Genomic DNA, 16,350 nt, shown 5'->3' on the forward strand with positions numbered 1-16,350 from the left:
ATAATAAATTTCAATTATTCCTTCCCATTGCTCTTAATATCAATTCAATGACTGCACAAAGCTCAAAGAATTCAACCTATGGTTTGCTTAAATTCGTCAGCCGACTTCCACTTCCAATTACGAGATTGATGGCAAGCAGTCTTGCGGGCATTGTAAATCTATTGAAGACTTCCAAGACCTCAGAAACAATTCGCTTTAATCTGAAAATTGCACTTCCGGAGCTTTCAGAGCAGCAACGCGAAGAGATTACGCGTGCCTCAATCCGGAATGAATTGATGTCTTATTTTGAGTTTTTTAGTATTTGGGGTTCGAGCAATGAAAGAAATCTTCAACGTGTCCATCATGTAGAAGGACAACATTTACTTGAGGAAGCACTTGCAGCAAATAAAGGGCTGGTACTGATTGTGCCGCATTTTGGTACCTGGGAAATCATGAATGCTTATCTCGCTCAATTTACTCAAATGAGCATCATGTATAAGCCGGTCAAAGATCCTGCCGTGGATGACTTTGTTCGTGAGGCACGGAGTCGTGAGCAGGCCACCTTATTACCCACCGATGAAACAGGCGTTCGTCAGATTTTTAAAGCCTTGAAACAAGGTGGCACGACAGTCATCCTTCCAGACCATACCCCAACTGCAGGCGGTGAATATATTCCTTTTTTTGGTGTACCACTCAGCTCAAGCAACCTCAGCGCCAAACTGATTCAAAAGACCAAGGCAAAATGCCTGTTCCTTTTTGCAATGCGTAATACTGAAGGAGGCTTTGATGTGTTCTTCGAACCCCTCGATGAGCAAATTTATAGCTCTACCCCGAATCAGGGTACCGAGATTATTTTCAAGAAAATGGAAGAATTGATTCATCGTTACCCGGAGCACTACCATTGGAGCTATAAACGCTTTAAAGCGCATGAGTCTCTGGGCGGCACCATTTATCGCATTCCACAAGATGAAGCACTGGCTAAAATTAATGATCTGCGCCGGGCTTATCAGGATGAACAGGCAAAACTTGCAGCAGAAACTTTACAGACTTTAAATACGAATACTGCTATTGAATCTTAAAATCTTCTCTTTGCAACCATCTATATTTTGATCGATAAGATGCAAGATGTATTTGTTTTTCTTTACTAAAAAACTCGATGCTACCGTGCTCTGGCGTACTTAACAGTGGAATATTTAAAGCTTGTAATCGTGCTTGAGTCAATCGACTTGGATGGCCATAACGATTAAATCGCCCAGCAGAAGCAATCGCGATTTTGGGGCGGTAATGCTGTAAAAACTGATAGGCTGAACTGTGCTGACTACCATGATGCCCCAAGACCAACACATCGACTTTTAAATCCGGATAATCTCTTAGCAAATGAAACTCAGTTTGCCAGCCTGTATCGCCCATCAGTAAAAAATGCTGATAAGGCCAGGCATCTTTAACTTGTACATGGATAACACAGGAATTTTCATTTTTATCAGGTTTAAACTGATTAAGTGAGTCTGACCGCGGTGATAACACCTGAAAATAAACCTGTTCATTCCAGTTCCAGGACTGTCCCTGCTGACATAATTTAAATTGAGTGCTTTCATTCAGTTCGGGCTGTTCACTGGCGATAAGCTCTGAAACCTTAAGTTGATCACGGATATGCATATAAGCTCCGCTATGATCCTGATCCAAATGGGTCAATACCAGCTGATCAAGCTTAGATATTCCCTGCACGGATAGAAATGGAAGAATGATCTGTTCACCGACACTAAAACGGCTTTCATCATAATTGCCACCAGTATCCACCATCATGTTATGTTGGCCTTGACGGATAAATATGCTTTGACCCTGCCCCACATCCAGCACATGCAATTGAAATGGCGAATGATAAAGCGGTATTGCCATCATGGGTACCAGTCCACACGCTGCCCATGACTTAGGTACCGCTCCACGCGGTATAAAAAGAATTACAAGAATAACTACACTCAATATCAGTAGCCATGGTGTCATAGCGACCGGGATCAGTTCAGGTGAAAACAGATGATCCAGTAGATTTAAAAAACCAACTAGCATACTGATCATTAGATCGTTCATTTGAAAGACCAGTGCCGCGAATGGTTCTGCAATAAAGAAAAATAGAGCAGCAATAATATCCAGTGGCACAACAAGTAGACCAATCCATGGAATCGCGAACAAATTACTCAATGGTGCGATCCAGGCCAGCTGTTTAAAGAAAATAATCATTAAGGGAAATAAGGCGACAAAAATTTTCCACTGAGATTCGACTAAAACTTTTACTGCAAAATACAGACGTTGTCCTGGACTTTGGATTACATCTCGTGGTTGTCGCTGTATGGTCTGATAAATTCGCAGCAAGACAAAACAGGCACCATAAGACAACCAGAAAGCTGCGGACAAAATACTAAAGGGATCCAGTAACAGTAATATTGCTGCACTTAAGATCAGTAACTTTAAAGGTTGTATATACTGCCTCAACCAGATACTGGCCGTGATCATCACACAGATCAATAAGGTACGTAAGGCCGGAATTTCAAAACCGACAAAGGCGCAGTACAGCAAGACACAAAGTAAAAAAGGTATACTCAGGTAATATTGTCTGGGCCATTTCAGATAGAGAGCTGGAAAAAGCCTGGCTGTCAAAAACTGTAAACTCGCACAGAATATCAGTGCAAAAATCACTACATGCGGCCCAGAAATTGCCAGCAGGTGACTCATACCAAAACGGCGAAACTGCTGTTCAATTGCTGGATCCAGTAAACTCTCATCTCCCGTTAGCAGAGCCAGCATCAATCCTTTGTTTCGTATTGGCTGTTGGTAAATAAATACTCTTAACTCTAATCGTTTTTGTTCAATCCAAAGAAGTAGCGAGGATCTTAAACTTTGCTGTTGGCGTAAATGCTGGCTAAAACCGAGTGCATAAACTTCTTGCTGGGTTAAAGGCTGAATCTGTTGAATACGAAATCCTGCCATCAGGTTCTGCTCAAGGTGCCATTTCTCTACATCGAATACACCGGGCGTGGCATAGGCATGTGCCGGTCGTACTTCCCCATTCAGTCGATAATACTGCCCCAGCAGGAGTTGATTTGACATATTAAACGCAACCTGCACTGGTCCTTGCTGTTTAACAGAACCCAGCCACTGCACTATCGTCCCATTCGGCTGTAATACCTGTAAGGGTTGCTGAATAATATTGGTATTTATTTTGTTGAGCCGGGAGATATAAACGATAACTTCTCGCTGCCCAACTTCTTTCTCGATAAATTGCAATCGCTGATTAAGAGCATGATTGGCAAAGCCCTGCGCTAATAAAAAGCTCAGACTTAGGGAAAATAAAATAGAAATAAAACGTAGATAAACATGATGCAGCCTTAAATGGATGACCTGGTAGATAAGCAGCCATACCAGCATAATCAGGCAGACTGATCCTGCTGATAACTGGTATTCAGCTTTATTCCACCCCATTGTTGTCAAGCCAAGAATCCAGCCTACACCTAGCCATTGCAGCATGATTTTTCTTTTTATTGTTATTTTATGACGCAATAATAAAGCCCACCGGAGTGAGCTTCAATCAAAGAGGATTATTCCAATATTTTTAGGACAATATCAGTCATTCACCCATAATCCATCCTGCATATGCAGAATACGGTCTGCTGACTGAGCCAATTGCTCATCATGGGTTACAATCAGCATGGCCATATTAAACTCCTGACGTAATTCGGTCAGGAGTTCAAATATTTTTACCGCAGTTTTACGATCCAGATTCCCGGTCGGTTCATCGGCCATCATCAGTTTTGGCTTCCCCACCAAGGCACGCGCCATGGCCACACGCTGGCGTTCACCACCAGACAACTCGCCCGGTTTATGGGTTAAACGATGACTTAAGCCCACACGTTCCAGCAGATATTCAGCTTGCTGTTTCACTTCCTTGAATTTGCTGCCCTTACGTAGCATCAGTGGCATCGCGACATTTTCAAGTGCAGTAAACTCAGGCAGAAGGTGGTGGAACTGATAGACAAAGCCTAAGTGCTCATTACGTACATAACCGCGCTCAGCTTCAGACAGCGTATCAAAACGCTGGCCGTTCACCATCACGTGACCCGAAGTTGGACGATCTAAACCACCGAGCACATGCAGCAAAGTACTTTTGCCTGAACCACTTGAACCAACAATTGAAACAAATTCACCCGCCTGCACCTGCAAAGACAGACCACGGATCACTTCAACTGTAGATTTACCATCGGTAAAAGATTTTTGAATATTCTGGGCATCTAGAATGATATTACTCATAACGTAATGCCTCCGCAGGCTGAATCTTCGCTGCACGTAGCGCAGGATAGATTGTTGCTACAAAACTTAAGACCAATGACAACACAACAATCAGCACTACATCCTGCCAGCGTAGATAAGACGGCAAGTAGTTAATGAAGTAGGCATCAAACATATGTAGACCCAAAGTATTGTTCAGCCAGCCCACCAGACTACTAATACTAGTCGCAGCAATGATACCCAGAATTGCACCGGCACAGGTACCAATCACACCAATGACAGTTCCCTGCACCATAAAGATTTTGGTAATAGTCGCAGGTGAAGCACCTAAGGTACGTAAAATGGCAATATCCGATTTCTTGTCAGTTACTACCATTACCAAAGAGGAGACAATATTAAACGCTGCGACCAAGACAATCAGGAACAGTAGCAAGCTCACCATTGCCTTTTCCATCTGAATGGCACTAAACAGGTTACCGTGAGTATAAGTCCAGTCAGAAGCATAGAAGTTTGCTGGCAAATTCATGACAATATCACGTGAAACTTGCGGTGCCAGGAAGATATCATCCAGCTTCATGCGGATCCCCTGTGCACCATCTGGCAGACGCAGCAAAGTTGCCGCATCATTCAGGGCGATATAGCCCATCATTGAATCCACTTCTGCACCAATGCTGAATATTCCGACCACATTAAAGCGCTTAAAGCGTGGCACTACACCAGCAGGTGACGGCGTGGCTTCCGGCAATACCAAGGTAATACTGTCGTTTAAACCGACCCCCATTGAGTCTGCCATCTGCTTGCCCAGCACAATTCCGAACTCGCCTTTTTTCAGCTGATCGATACTGCCTTCAACCATATGATTTTGAATGATAGAAACATTCTTTTCATAATCTGGTTCGATTCCTGTGACCATGATCCCGGCAACCTGCCCTTGCGCAGTCAACATTCCCTGTAACTGGGTAAATGGAGCAACACCTTGAACATGTTCATGTTGTTCAATTTTTTTTGCAAGTTCAGGCCAATTTGTTAAAATTTGTGTTGAAGAAACAGTGGCTTGAGGTATCATTCCTAAGACACGATTTTTTAATTCTCGATCAAAACCGTTCATTACAGACAGTACTGTAATGAGGACTGCCACACCAAGCGTGAGGCCGATCATAGAGACTAAAGCGATAAAAGAAATAAAGTGGTTACTGCGCCGTGCGCGAGTATATTTCAACCCTATGTACAGCGAGATTGGTTTGAACATAACCATCTAGTCCGAGGTAATAAATTATGGAAAATTTACAGCATCAGCATGGAGTTACTGAAAGACGTGTCATGTCACGCATCGATGCTGCCTTACGAATTAATTATCAGATTATTTCCGATGATGTAGCCTTAAATGATCCTTACGATGCTAATTTCGTATTGCCCCGCTATTTTCTACTACTTGCTGAGTTAGATCAATTTGATCATGCACTCAACTACGAATTAGAACAATTAGCTGAAAAAGATCAACAAATTGCTCGAATCTTATCCTTATTTAACCAAAAATTAAACCTGATCACCGGGTCTTTATACGATTCAATTGTACAGAGCATGTTACCTGTACCTGAAGACGTGAACTTTTCCGAGTCTGGCTTAAGCTTTTTCAGTAAACATCTCATCAAGGAAGGCACCTATATTCACCTGACCTTAAGCCATCCGGAGAACTTCTTCCATATTGCAGCGACAGCGCAAGTGGTTTATAGCCGTGCCGAAGATAATGGTCAATTCCGCACTGGGGCTTATTTCATTACTCTACATCCACAGGACCGGGCAAAAATTAGCGAATGTGTGAAAGCTTACGAAATTCCATAATCTGACTAAATTATTGATTTTTATGACGGGCCTGAATACTCGCCCGAATTTCTTTTAGGAAATATACAACAAGACCAGACAATAAAATTACGACCCCCACCAAAGCAATGAGGGGCAATTTTTCATTATTCAGTAAAGCGCCTATCATTAGTGCCAACATCGGTGTCAATACATTGGTAAGCGACAAGGTAGTCGGTTTGATCTTCTGCACCAGTTTAAAATAACAGAACATCGCAATCAGCGAAGCCATTATCACGGCATACCCTAATCCAAATAGGCTCTTGGCATGTGGCATGGCAGTGGGCGCATATTGCCAGATAAAAGGCAGCATACCGATAGAGAAGATTACCGACAAGCCAATCGAGCCTGCTGCCTGTGCCATCGGGTCAATTGGCGCATTAATCTTTTTCACCCAATACATGGACATGCAATAAACCAGCACACCAAACAGCGCAATCACAATCCCTACAGGTTGAATATGCTGATCCGCATCCCCCAGACAAATGGTGGAAAGTCCTGTTAAGGCAATTGTCATCCCTAGCCATTGATTGAGAGAAAGATGCATCCCAAACATGAAGCGCCCAATCAGGCCGGAAATCACAGGTGAAAGACCAAACATCAGGGCAATGATACCGGAGCTAAGATAGTCTGTAGACCAATAGGTAAAGGTCTGCGAGCCGATAAAACTGCAGGCCCCTGCCAGATAGCTGTGCAAGGAAACACGATCAAATGGTAACCGGGTTTTAAACAGCCAAAGTAGTCCCAAAGCCAAAGGCAGAGCCAGAAAGAACCGGATTGCCAATGCCCACATTGGATGTAGATCTTCCACACTCCAGACAATTGCCAGTGGTGTGGTGGACCAGATGAAAACCAGTAAGGCATAGGTTACCATCAGGTTACTTTGTTTGGGCATTTGAAAATTTTCTCGTTATTTTGCAGCTGTTTTACGCTTTTGCTTTTGAATGGTTTGATCGAGTGAACTGGAAAACTCGCGTTTATCACGCTCAGAAATTGGTGGCGGTCCGCCAGTTTGTACCCCTGCGCCACGCAGCGTATCCATAAAATCACGCAAATGCAGACGCGCTTTGACATTGGCCGTGGTATAGATTTCACCTCGTGGATGAATGGCAATACCACCTTTTTCAATGACTTGTGCCGCCAGCGGAATATCCTGGGTAATCACGATGTCATGTTCATTCATGCGATCTACAATTTCCTGATCTGCCGCATCGGCACCACTGAGTGCCTGAATCGAGTTAATACGAATTGAAGGAGTGATGCCTACAGGCTGGTTTGCTACAAAGGTCACTTCAAGCTGATAACGGTCTGAAGCGCGAATAATGACATCTTTAAGAATACGGGGTAATGCATCGGCATCTACCCAAAGTTTGAATGGCAACACGCATGGGTCCGGGATAGAAATGAATGTCATCTATTCTAGCAAATGCAGTGCTCATCGTTCCGGTTTTCTTTATACCCTTTTGATATGATCATGTTTGGTACATCCTTTGGACAATTACAACTATGCTGATCTCTGGACTGCGAATAAGAATTGACAAGAATCTGATGGCAATTTAATTTTAAAATTCATCTGATTGACTTGAAAAATCAGAATGACCCTCGATTAACTATAAATAAGCAATCCCAGATCAATTGTGCATATGAAAAATTCAAACAGTCCTGAGATCATCACTATCGATGATCAAAACTTCGGTAGTCATGTTGAACACTGGAATCTCCTTACAGACAATCCAGGTACCGATGTACCGAAGTGGTTAACTCAGGCACTTGATGCCCCGGTCATGCCGATGGGTCTCTGCAAACAAGAATGTGATATGGATGAAAACACCTGGCTGATTCAGGGTCCGAGCAAGGCCACTGTACAGTTAAGCCAGATCATTGAGGTGGAAAGCAATAAACCCAAAGCTGTGAAAACTGCCTTTCCATGCTTCGACAGTCCTTATAAAGTGAAGGCACAAATTGAACGGATTATCAGCTGCAAGTCTAATACTCAAGCGGTCTTACGCCTGAATCTGGGTCTGAACAATATTGTGTATGCTTTTGACAGTCTGTATAGCGTCAATCATACACAATATGATAAAGATCAAAACTATTTGGTGAATCTGAATGCCTGGGCTTATGAACTCGAGCCTGTAGCGGAACATGAACATCTGATTGTCGACGACCCGGCTTCAATCAAGCATCATCGTGCGCTGAATGATATTTTGGCTGCCAATAATGGCGTTGCACCTGAAAATCTGCAGGAACAGATTGATGCGTGGGAACCTAAATCTGAAGATGATAAAGCTCCGGTGACGGTAGATTTCTCTAAAATGGTGGCTTACCTCTATGGTGAAACCATTGGTCAGGAAGATGAAGCCTGGTTCCAGGGCAATATTGTCGGTAAGACTTCAATGCAGTTTATGGATCAGGAATACACACTTTATGATGTCACCCTGATTCATGATGAAGGTCGTCCTGCCACCCTGCTCCGTGTTGCTACACGCAATCCAGCACATAAAGACTTTAGTATCGGGCAATATATCCGTGGCAACCTGTGGATTCAGGCCAACATTTATAGCAAAGCCTAAAAATTTTACAGTTTAAATTCAAAAACAGGAGATATTCACATCCGTTGAATATCTCCTGTTTTTTTAAATAAAGATTTTCATTGACGATTTTATTGAGCTGATTATTTTATCCACAGCTTACTCTTCTAAATACACTTTATGAATTCATAAATTAATCACTTATCCACAATTTTAAATTCAAATAAATTCATTTTTTAAAATAACGAATATTATTTATGATATTAGCAATACCTTGTAAACAGTGCTTCTTGCTTTTGCAGGATTAATAGGTAGATTTATTTAATGGATGAAAAAAATAATAACTTTATGCAGTTAAATTAAGAATGTACTTTATTTAACCAATTTTTTATGATAAAAATGCTCATAACAAATAGTAATTAACGATAAATAGATCGGACAATAATATCTATGAAAATCGTACAGGAAGAAAATTTACATCAAGTCGAGCATCATCTTCGCTCGAGCTATGACATTGACATGATGTCATGCTTGTTTTTTGCCTTGGGCATGCTGATCTGCGCCTTTCTACTTCATCTTTTCGTGTTTTAATTTTCAGAATCGGAAGATAAAAAAACCCAGCCTGAGCTGGGTTTTTTGCATGCTGGATTTAAGCATTGCGTTTTGCAAACTCATCCATGAATTTTACCAGTGCCTGAACACCTTCAAGCGGAACCGCATTGTAGATACTTGCACGCATACCACCTACTGAACGGTGACCTGCAAGGTTCAACAGATGATTTTCTTCAGCTTCTTTCAGGAACTGTTTTTCCAGTTCAGGTTTCGCCAAAGTAAATGGCACGTTCATCATTGAACGGTTTTCTTTGGCAATCGGGTTTGCATAGAAATCGCTAGAGTCGATATAACCATACAGCAGTTCAGCTTTTGCGAGGTTAGCTTTATAAATTGCGTCTACACCGCCCTGCTCTAACAACCATTCAAATACCAGCCCTGACAGGTACCAGGCATAAGTTGATGGAGTGTTCACCATAGAGCCGTTTTTCGCTTGATCTGCATATTTCAGGATGCTTGGAATTTCCGGTTTCGCTTGATCCAATAGATCTTCACGGATAATGACCAGCGTCAGACCAGCAGGACCAATATTCTTTTGTGCACCGGCATAGATCAGGCCAAATTTAGTTACATCGATTGGCGCAGATAAAATGCTTGAAGAGAAATCACATACCAATGGCTTGTCAGTTTCAGGAATATGGGCAAATTGCAGGCCACCAATCGTTTCGTTATCTGCATAGTGCACATAAGCAGCATCATCTGACAGGTTCCAGGTACTTTGCTCAGTAATCGCTAATTTACCGTCAGCAGTTTTAGTACCTGCTTCAATGACATTGATGTCACCATAACGTTTTGCTTCTTTTAGTGCTTTTTCAGACCAGATACCAGTATGGATATAGTCAGCCTTGTTGTTTTTACCCAACAAGTTCAACGGAATTGCAGAGAACTGTAGCGATGCACCACCCTGTAAGAACAATACTTTATAATTCTCAGGAATGTTCATGAGTTTGCGTAGATCTGCTTCTGCTTTTTCAGCAACTGCGACGTAGTCTGCACTACGGTGACTCATTTCCATGATCGAAAGACCCTTGCCCTGCCAGTCGAGCATTTCAGCTTGAGCTTTTTCAAGAACGGCAGTAGGTAATGCAGCAGGACCAGCACAGAAGTTGTACGCGCGCATGATTTTTCCTTTCAGAGTGAAACACAATAAAATGATGGCATTTAACCATATCTGGGCTTAGCTTGCACAAAATTATTTCAATCCATGAATGAAGATAGAGTCAAAAAATCAATGTAGATTCGAGGGATAAATTTAATTTCTACTGTTAACTTAAAGTTTTCGTTAAATCGTTTATAGCGGCCTGAACAACCAACCAAGAAATACTAGTAGTATCTTTATTAGGATTAAAATTCGATATCATATGTTCATAAGGATGAATTAAATTTCTAAATTCTCTGAGAGAATGGGAGAATCTTTTTACATCAATTTCAATCCAACCTAATGAATGAGCAACATCAATCATTTCACTCAATTTCCATTCTGAAAAAGGTTTAACCTTTCCTTCTCGGGTTTTAGGAGCTGAATATGCTTGATTAGCAAGCTTAATGTTTTTATGAATTACTCCTAAAAGTAATCCTTCCAATAAGCTTCCCATAAGAATTACCGCCGATAAATTAGCATCAGCTTCGATACAACGTTGGATTTCGTCCCATCTATAATCAAGAATTTTTCCTACACCAGGTTCTAAACCTAATACTAGAAAATTGGGTCTAGGGATTGGCTTGAATTCAGGTTCAATCTTCTCACTAAAATTTATTTGTATTTTTTTAAACTTGGGTTCAATTTCTTCCAGATAAATTTCGAAGCCTTCTATATACAAAATTTTGTTAAGAAGTCTTAATGCACTTATTACTTTTGAATGATTTCCACTATATTCTTTTGGAGAAGCCAATCTTTTTAAAACATCAGCTAGCTGACTTTTACTACAACTTACAAGTTGCTCAAATACCCATTTAGCACGTGTTGATCCATCATGATAAACAGGTATACCTACACTATGAAAAAAGAAGTTAGATCTGAACCTTTTCGATAAACCGGATATATTTCTTCATTTGTTCCACATATGAATTCTGCTAAATTTTCTAATGTTTTTTTATCCATTTTTTAGAATCAATCTCAATATTTATGTTTATATTTTACACAAAATATATATTTCGATATTAACCACAGAATTTGCTTCTTATATAAATGATTCCTATAAGTCGTGATTACAACACTATTACAACTTTCCTTTTCTCCTGCCCTGCAAGCACTTCATTTATAATGCCCATAAAACTGATTTAATATGATTTTGCATCTCTACTTTATGAATATGAAGAAAAATAAACGATGTGTTTACTGGGGTCTGTCTGTACTTGCATCCATGATGTATGGCGGCTTTACCTATGCACAAACTATGAGCTTTCAGGATGCAGAACGACAACTGCTGCAACGTTCCTATACCAGTCAGGCTTTCCAGAATCTGGAACAGGCTGCAAACCTGGAAGCAGAAGCGGTTAAAGGCATTGGTCTGCCACGGGTTGATCTGAATGTCCGTGCTTATGCCTTTCGTAATGAATTAGACATTCCTTTAGGCGCTGTTAAAAATAACCTTGAGCAGTCACTTACTAATGGCTTAAATAATAAAATTGATGAGTTTAATTTAGACCAGGCTATTGCCGACCCGCTTAAAGAAAGCTTGAAGCAACCTATTCAGGATGGTGTTGGTTTAATTCCAGATTCATCCAATGTTGTACTTAGAGATGAAGTTATTCGCCCTACTATTTCAGTGATGATGCCACTTTATACCGGCGGACTTACCCGTAGTGCCAAAGAAATAGCCAGTATTCAGGCGGGACGCAGTGAATTGAGCAACCAGCAACAGCAGGATACACAACGCCTTGAACTGATTCAGGCTTATTTTAATGTGCAACTGCAAAAACAGTTATTGGAAGCCACACGTTTTAATTCAAATGCCATGCAGCAACATTACCGTAATGCGCTGAAAATGGAACAGCAGGGATTCATCAGTAAGGGTCAGCGTATGCAGTTTGAAGTGGCGCGCAACAATGCTGATCGAACACAACAAAATACTCAGGCGAATCTGAATGCTGCCTTATTCCAGCTGAATAACTTTCTACAGGACAGCCATATTACCGAACTGAGCACACCTTTATTTGTAAATCGTGCTGAACCTCAAAATGTAAATATTCTGCTCAGCAGTTTTAGCCAGAACTCTCCGCTTATTAAAAAAATGAAAATGGATACTGAGCTGGCCAAAGCCAATGTTAAAGCCCAGCAGGCAACAAAAAGACCCAATGTATTTGTCTTTGGTGAATATAGCTTGGATGAAAACCAGAACTGGATTGTCGGCGTTGCAGCACGTTATAACTTATTTTCCGGCATTGATAAAAACAAGAATATTCAGGCTGCCGAACTGAAGCGCCATGCAGCAGAATTGATGACGGCACGTACCCAGCAGGAAATTGAGAGCCTGATTTATAAATCATTTAGTGAGGCGGTCAGCGCCCAGCAAAGTGATCTGTTATTACAACGAAACCTGAAAGCAGCACAAGAAAATCTGCGTATTCAGGAACTGTCTTTTAAGGAAGATGTTGGCACCGCGACTCAGGTAATTGATGCGCAAAATATGTTGAGTGGCCTGAAAGCTGAAATGGCCCTGAATGCCTATAAATACATCATGTCACTTGCCACTTTATTGCAAAGCCATGGCTCAATTACTGAATTTCCAGACTATATGCAACATGCCAATACTCACTATATTCGTTAATGGAGCCAAACATGACTGATGAACAAAAGCCAGAATTTCCTGTTGATGAACCGGCTTCAGAAATGAATCACATCGATTCACCCAAAGAAAGTCCTGCTGAAACTAAACAGGACAAATCTACCAAGAAATACCTGCTGTTAGGTCTGATTCCAGTCATCCTGGTTTTAATTGGCTTTGGCTTGTGGAAAACTTATCAGCCTAAAGACATCGAACTGCAAGGTCGGGTTGAGGCTGAAACCGTACAGGTCGCGACCAAAGTTCCAAGCCGGATTGAAAAAATTTATGTGCAGGAAGGTGATGACGTCAAGCAAGGTCAGGTATTAGTTAAGTTGCATAGTCCTGAAATAGAAGCGAAAAAACAGCAGGCATTAGCAAGCTTGCAATCTGCCTTAGCCTTACAATCGACAGCCGAACGCGGATCACAAGAAGAAAATGTCGCTTCACTGTATGCCAACTGGCAGTCTCTCAAAGCACAGGAACAGTTGGCAAAAACCTCTTATCAGCGCGGTGCAAACCTGTTTCAAGAAGGTGTAATTTCCCGTCAACGCCGAGATGAGCTATTTGCTGCCTCACAGTCTGCCTCCCAGATGACTGAAGCTGCTTATCAGCAATATATCCGCGCTAAACGTGGCAGCACCCCAGAACAGAAAATTTCAGCAGATGCACAGGTCGACATTGCCCGTGCAGCAGTCGCTGAAGCCAGTGCCCTGGAAGCAGAGACTGAACTACTGGCGCCTATTGATGGTACAGTATCTAAAACCTATGGCAATCTCTCTGAGCTGGTTGCAACCGCAGTACCTGTGGTCAGTTTGATTTCGGCAGAACGCTGGGTCAGTGTGAATATTCGTGAAGACCAATATGTTTCCCTAGGTGAACAAAAGCAGCTCGAAGGTTTTATTCCGGCACTTAATAAAAACGCAATATTTAAAGTAAAAAGTATTAGTGCTGAGGGTGAATTTGCCACCATTAAAACCACACGTCAGACTGGTGGCTACGATATTCGCAGCTTCAAAGTCCACCTTGTACCAGCGACTACAATTCCTGAACTGAAAGTTGGCATGAGTGTGCTGTTTAAGCTGCAAGAGTCTTCAAAATAATGTGGGCAGGTATCCGGCGCGAACTGTGCTATTTACTCAGGGAAAAATGGGATCTGGCCTTGGTTGTACTTGCTCCTGCCTGCATTTTGATTTTACTCGGCAGCATGTTTGCTCAAGGCAAGCCCGATCATTTAGCGATTGCGATTATTGATCAGGATCAAAGCCGCCTGAGTACCCAGATTTATGATCATTTATCGCTAAATCATACCCTACAGATATATATCATTTCTGATCAGACCATTGAAGTAGAAAAACTGCTGAATCAGAATAAAATCTGGGGTTATATCCATATTCCTGCGGGCGCAGAACAACGATTAGTCACAGCCCAGGATGCTGAAATTAGTATTGCCTTTAATCAGAGCTATTTTAGTATTGGCAATACCATTTCTTCGGCTATGTTATTGAGCACGCTTCAGGCAATGGCGGAATTTACTGGCAGGCAGTATCTGGGTAATACCCTACCTTATCTGGAGGTACCGACACCTAATATTAAAATTTCCCCGCTGTATAACCCGCAATTAAATTATGAATTTTATCTGGAACCTTATATGGTTCCGGCAATTTTGCATTTGTTATTGTGCTGCTGTGTAGCATTTGCTGTAGGACAGGAAATCAAGCGTCATACTTTTAATCATTGGATTAATGGACAAAATCTCTGGTCAGCATTACTGTCTAAAAATCTGGTCTATGTCGCAATTTTCTGTTTCTGGACCTGGGTCTGGATGCTGTGGATGGTGGAGTTTCGTGGCTGGTTTATTGCTGGTTCATTATGGCTGATTTTATTGGCACAAGTCCTATTCTATAGTGCCTATGCCTTTATCAGTAGCGCGGTCGTACTGGCAACGCAGGATCTAAGCAAATCTTTTGGTTTGCTGGCAGTCTATGGTGGCTCATCGCTCAGCTTCGCCGGTGTCACATTGCCTCTCAATAATGCACCACTGTTTACCCAGCTCTGGGCCAATATTATTCCCTATACACCTTATGCCAAATTACAGACTGAACAATGGGTGATTGGTAGTCCCTTATATCTCTCAGCTCAACCAATATTCATACTGACTACCTATGTGGTGCTTTATGCTGTGCTGGCCTATGTATTTTTAAAGAAAATAGTGAAAGGAGTGTCCACATGAAAGCACTCTGGGCCGCTTTCTGTAAAACTTTTAAAGATATTGTTAGCAATACCAGTATTTTTACTACGTTAATCCTATCTGTACTGTTTTACAGCTTTTTCTATCCAATGGCATATAAAGCTGAACACGCCGAAGCCTTGCCCATTATTATTGTCGATGAAGAGCAAAGCGACTTAACCACTACTATTATCAGTCATGTCAGCCAAAGCCCGAATGTACAGATCAAGGCAGTCACCGGAAATTTTACGGAGGCCAAACAGTGGGTAGAGGCTCAAAAGGCTGACGGGATTTTGTTATTACCAGACAACCTTTCACAATCCATTCGACATGGTGAGAATGGCGGGATTGGGCTGTATTTAAGTGCAGCGAATTTCCTCATTACCAAACAGATCGGTTTAGGCCTGGTTGGTTCTGTCGAAAATACCTTAAGTGAATATGCAGAACGCTTTAGCGAAATTTCGCATTTCTCTCCTGCCCTATCGATTCACCAGATTCCACTATTTAATCCACTTTCTGGCTATGGAAGCTATGTATTTCCAGCGGTTGCCCCACTGATTATTCATCAGACGATTTTTCTGGGGCTCAGCATGTTGATTGCGCTGTATCGTGAAAATAAACAGGTGATCAATTTGACGACCTTATGTGGAATCAGTCTGGCAATTTTGACCATTGGCTGTCTGGGGTGCTACTACCTGTTTGGTTTCACCTTCTGGTTGTTTGACTATCCACGTGGCGGGAATTTCTGGGGCATGCTGCTGGCTGTTCCGGTTTTTGTATTCTGCATGATCGGCATCACGACCCTGTTCGCCAGTTTTCTGGATATGCCAGAGCGTGCCGGACATGTTATTGTCTTTACCTCAATTCCCTTATTTATGCTGTCCGGAGTCGCCTGGCCGCATGCCGCGATGCCCGTCTGGATGCAAATGTTTGGACAGGCCATGCCTTCCACACAGATCCTACAGATGTTTATTCAACTGAATCAGATGGGCGTACCGACCAGCATGATTTTAGGGAAACTCGCCTATCTGCTGATTGTTGGAATTTTTTGCTTTAGCTTAGGCTATTATCGTCTATGTCCACGCATTAAATAAGC

Annotated in this window: 14 protein-coding genes; 7 read left to right on the plus strand and 7 right to left on the minus strand. The window is 41.9% G+C overall.

What is annotated here, in order from left to right:
• Positions 1 to 47 precede the first annotated feature (47 nt).
• Positions 48 to 1,058 (plus strand): lysophospholipid acyltransferase family protein, encoded by a 1,011-nt coding sequence (locus C3420_RS05130; RefSeq protein ID WP_005222817.1) that lies wholly within the window; start codon positions 48 to 50, stop codon positions 1,056 to 1,058.
• Here C3420_RS05130 and C3420_RS05135 read toward each other — a convergent pair.
• From C3420_RS05135 to C3420_RS05145, 3 genes are all read right to left on the minus strand, one after another.
• Positions 1,045 to 3,498, minus strand: coding sequence for a DNA internalization-related competence protein ComEC/Rec2 (locus tag C3420_RS05135; RefSeq protein WP_103799921.1), 2,454 nt, complete (start codon positions 3,496 to 3,498; stop codon positions 1,045 to 1,047). The two genes, C3420_RS05130 and C3420_RS05135, sit on opposite strands and share 14 nt — an antisense overlap.
• Positions 3,499 to 3,594: 96 nt before the next feature.
• A complete protein-coding gene (lolD, locus tag C3420_RS05140; RefSeq protein WP_004815072.1) occupies positions 3,595 to 4,278 on the minus strand; it encodes a lipoprotein-releasing ABC transporter ATP-binding protein LolD in 684 nt (227 codons plus the stop codon).
• Positions 4,271 to 5,506, minus strand: coding sequence for a lipoprotein-releasing ABC transporter permease subunit (locus tag C3420_RS05145; RefSeq protein ID WP_004815071.1), 1,236 nt, complete (start codon positions 5,504 to 5,506; stop codon positions 4,271 to 4,273). Before C3420_RS05145 ends, lolD begins: the two co-directional genes overlap by 8 nt.
• A gap of 26 nt (positions 5,507 to 5,532) precedes the next feature.
• Here C3420_RS05145 and C3420_RS05150 point away from each other — a divergent pair, with 26 nt between their 5' ends.
• A complete protein-coding gene (locus C3420_RS05150) occupies positions 5,533 to 6,099 on the plus strand; it encodes a PilZ domain-containing protein (RefSeq protein ID WP_004815068.1) in 567 nt (188 codons plus the stop codon).
• 10 nt (positions 6,100 to 6,109) lie between these two features.
• Here C3420_RS05150 and C3420_RS05155 read toward each other — a convergent pair whose 3' ends face one another.
• Both C3420_RS05155 and C3420_RS05160 read right to left on the minus strand, forming a co-directional pair.
• Entirely contained in the window at positions 6,110 to 7,012 is a 903-nt protein-coding gene (locus tag C3420_RS05155) for a DMT family transporter (RefSeq protein ID WP_071320347.1), read from the minus strand.
• A gap of 15 nt (positions 7,013 to 7,027) precedes the next feature.
• The gene (locus tag C3420_RS05160; RefSeq protein ID WP_163165409.1) at positions 7,028 to 7,531 is read right to left on the minus strand and encodes a YaiI/YqxD family protein; all 504 of its coding nucleotides are present in this window, start codon (positions 7,529 to 7,531) and stop codon (positions 7,028 to 7,030) included.
• Between the two features lie 229 nt (positions 7,532 to 7,760).
• Here C3420_RS05160 and C3420_RS05165 point away from each other — a divergent pair, with 229 nt between their 5' ends.
• Complete coding sequence (locus C3420_RS05165; protein ID WP_004815058.1) at positions 7,761 to 8,690, plus strand: hypothetical protein; 930 nt, start codon at positions 7,761 to 7,763, stop codon at positions 8,688 to 8,690.
• Positions 8,691 to 9,297: 607 nt separating this feature from the next.
• Here the strand turns inward: C3420_RS05165 and serC are convergent.
• Both serC and C3420_RS05175 read right to left on the minus strand, forming a co-directional pair.
• Positions 9,298 to 10,380 (minus strand): 3-phosphoserine/phosphohydroxythreonine transaminase, encoded by a 1,083-nt coding sequence (gene serC, locus C3420_RS05170; RefSeq protein WP_005222827.1) that lies wholly within the window; start codon positions 10,378 to 10,380, stop codon positions 9,298 to 9,300.
• Between the two features lie 145 nt (positions 10,381 to 10,525).
• On the minus strand, positions 10,526 to 11,152 hold the full coding sequence (locus tag C3420_RS05175; RefSeq protein WP_228145418.1) for a hypothetical protein: 627 nt from the start codon (positions 11,150 to 11,152) through the stop codon (positions 10,526 to 10,528).
• A 414-nt stretch (positions 11,153 to 11,566) separates the two neighbouring features.
• On the opposite strand from C3420_RS05175, the gene C3420_RS05180 reads away from it, so the two are divergent.
• From C3420_RS05180 to C3420_RS05195, 4 genes are read left to right on the plus strand one after another with little or no spacing between them, the layout of a single operon-like run.
• Positions 11,567 to 13,030 carry a TolC family protein gene (locus C3420_RS05180; protein WP_103799943.1) on the plus strand — a complete coding sequence of 488 codons (1,464 nt, stop codon included), beginning with the start codon at positions 11,567 to 11,569 and terminating at the stop codon, positions 13,028 to 13,030.
• An 11-nt stretch (positions 13,031 to 13,041) separates the two neighbouring features.
• Entirely contained in the window at positions 13,042 to 14,127 is a 1,086-nt protein-coding gene (locus tag C3420_RS05185) for an HlyD family secretion protein (RefSeq protein ID WP_076753893.1), read from the plus strand.
• On the plus strand, positions 14,127 to 15,257 hold the full coding sequence (locus C3420_RS05190) for an ABC transporter permease (protein ID WP_103799922.1): 1,131 nt from the start codon (positions 14,127 to 14,129) through the stop codon (positions 15,255 to 15,257). Before C3420_RS05185 ends, C3420_RS05190 begins: the two co-directional genes overlap by 1 nt.
• Entirely contained in the window at positions 15,254 to 16,348 is a 1,095-nt protein-coding gene (locus C3420_RS05195) for an ABC transporter permease (protein WP_103799923.1), read from the plus strand. Before C3420_RS05190 ends, C3420_RS05195 begins: the two co-directional genes overlap by 4 nt.
• The last annotated feature ends 2 nt before the right edge of the window (positions 16,349 to 16,350 follow it).

The sequence above is a fragment of the Acinetobacter sp. ACNIH3 genome (assembly GCF_002918965.1).
GTDB classification, from domain to species: Bacteria; Pseudomonadota; Gammaproteobacteria; order Pseudomonadales; family Moraxellaceae; genus Acinetobacter; species Acinetobacter schindleri.

Bases quoted from the DNA above. Each gene is read 5' to 3' on its own strand.
- C3420_RS05130 (WP_005222817.1), top strand. From the start codon at position 48: ATGACTGCACAAAGCTCAAAGAATTCAACCTATGGTTTGCTTAAATTC.
- C3420_RS05135 (WP_103799921.1), bottom strand. From the start codon at position 3,498: ATGCTGCAATGGCTAGGTGTAGGCTGGATTCTTGGCTTGACAACAATG.
- lolD (WP_004815072.1), bottom strand. From the start codon at position 4,278: ATGAGTAATATCATTCTAGATGCCCAGAATATTCAAAAATCTTTTACC.
- C3420_RS05145 (WP_004815071.1), bottom strand. From the start codon at position 5,506: ATGTTCAAACCAATCTCGCTGTACATAGGGTTGAAATATACTCGCGCA.
- C3420_RS05150 (WP_004815068.1), top strand. From the start codon at position 5,533: ATGGAAAATTTACAGCATCAGCATGGAGTTACTGAAAGACGTGTCATG.
- C3420_RS05155 (WP_071320347.1), bottom strand. From the start codon at position 7,012: ATGCCCAAACAAAGTAACCTGATGGTAACCTATGCCTTACTGGTTTTC.
- C3420_RS05160 (WP_163165409.1), bottom strand. From the start codon at position 7,531: ATGACATTCATTTCTATCCCGGACCCATGCGTGTTGCCATTCAAACTT.
- C3420_RS05165 (WP_004815058.1), top strand. From the start codon at position 7,761: ATGAAAAATTCAAACAGTCCTGAGATCATCACTATCGATGATCAAAAC.
- serC (WP_005222827.1), bottom strand. From the start codon at position 10,380: ATGCGCGCGTACAACTTCTGTGCTGGTCCTGCTGCATTACCTACTGCC.
- C3420_RS05180 (WP_103799943.1), top strand. From the start codon at position 11,567: ATGAATATGAAGAAAAATAAACGATGTGTTTACTGGGGTCTGTCTGTA.
- C3420_RS05185 (WP_076753893.1), top strand. From the start codon at position 13,042: ATGACTGATGAACAAAAGCCAGAATTTCCTGTTGATGAACCGGCTTCA.
- C3420_RS05190 (WP_103799922.1), top strand. From the start codon at position 14,127: ATGTGGGCAGGTATCCGGCGCGAACTGTGCTATTTACTCAGGGAAAAA.
- C3420_RS05195 (WP_103799923.1), top strand. From the start codon at position 15,254: ATGAAAGCACTCTGGGCCGCTTTCTGTAAAACTTTTAAAGATATTGTT.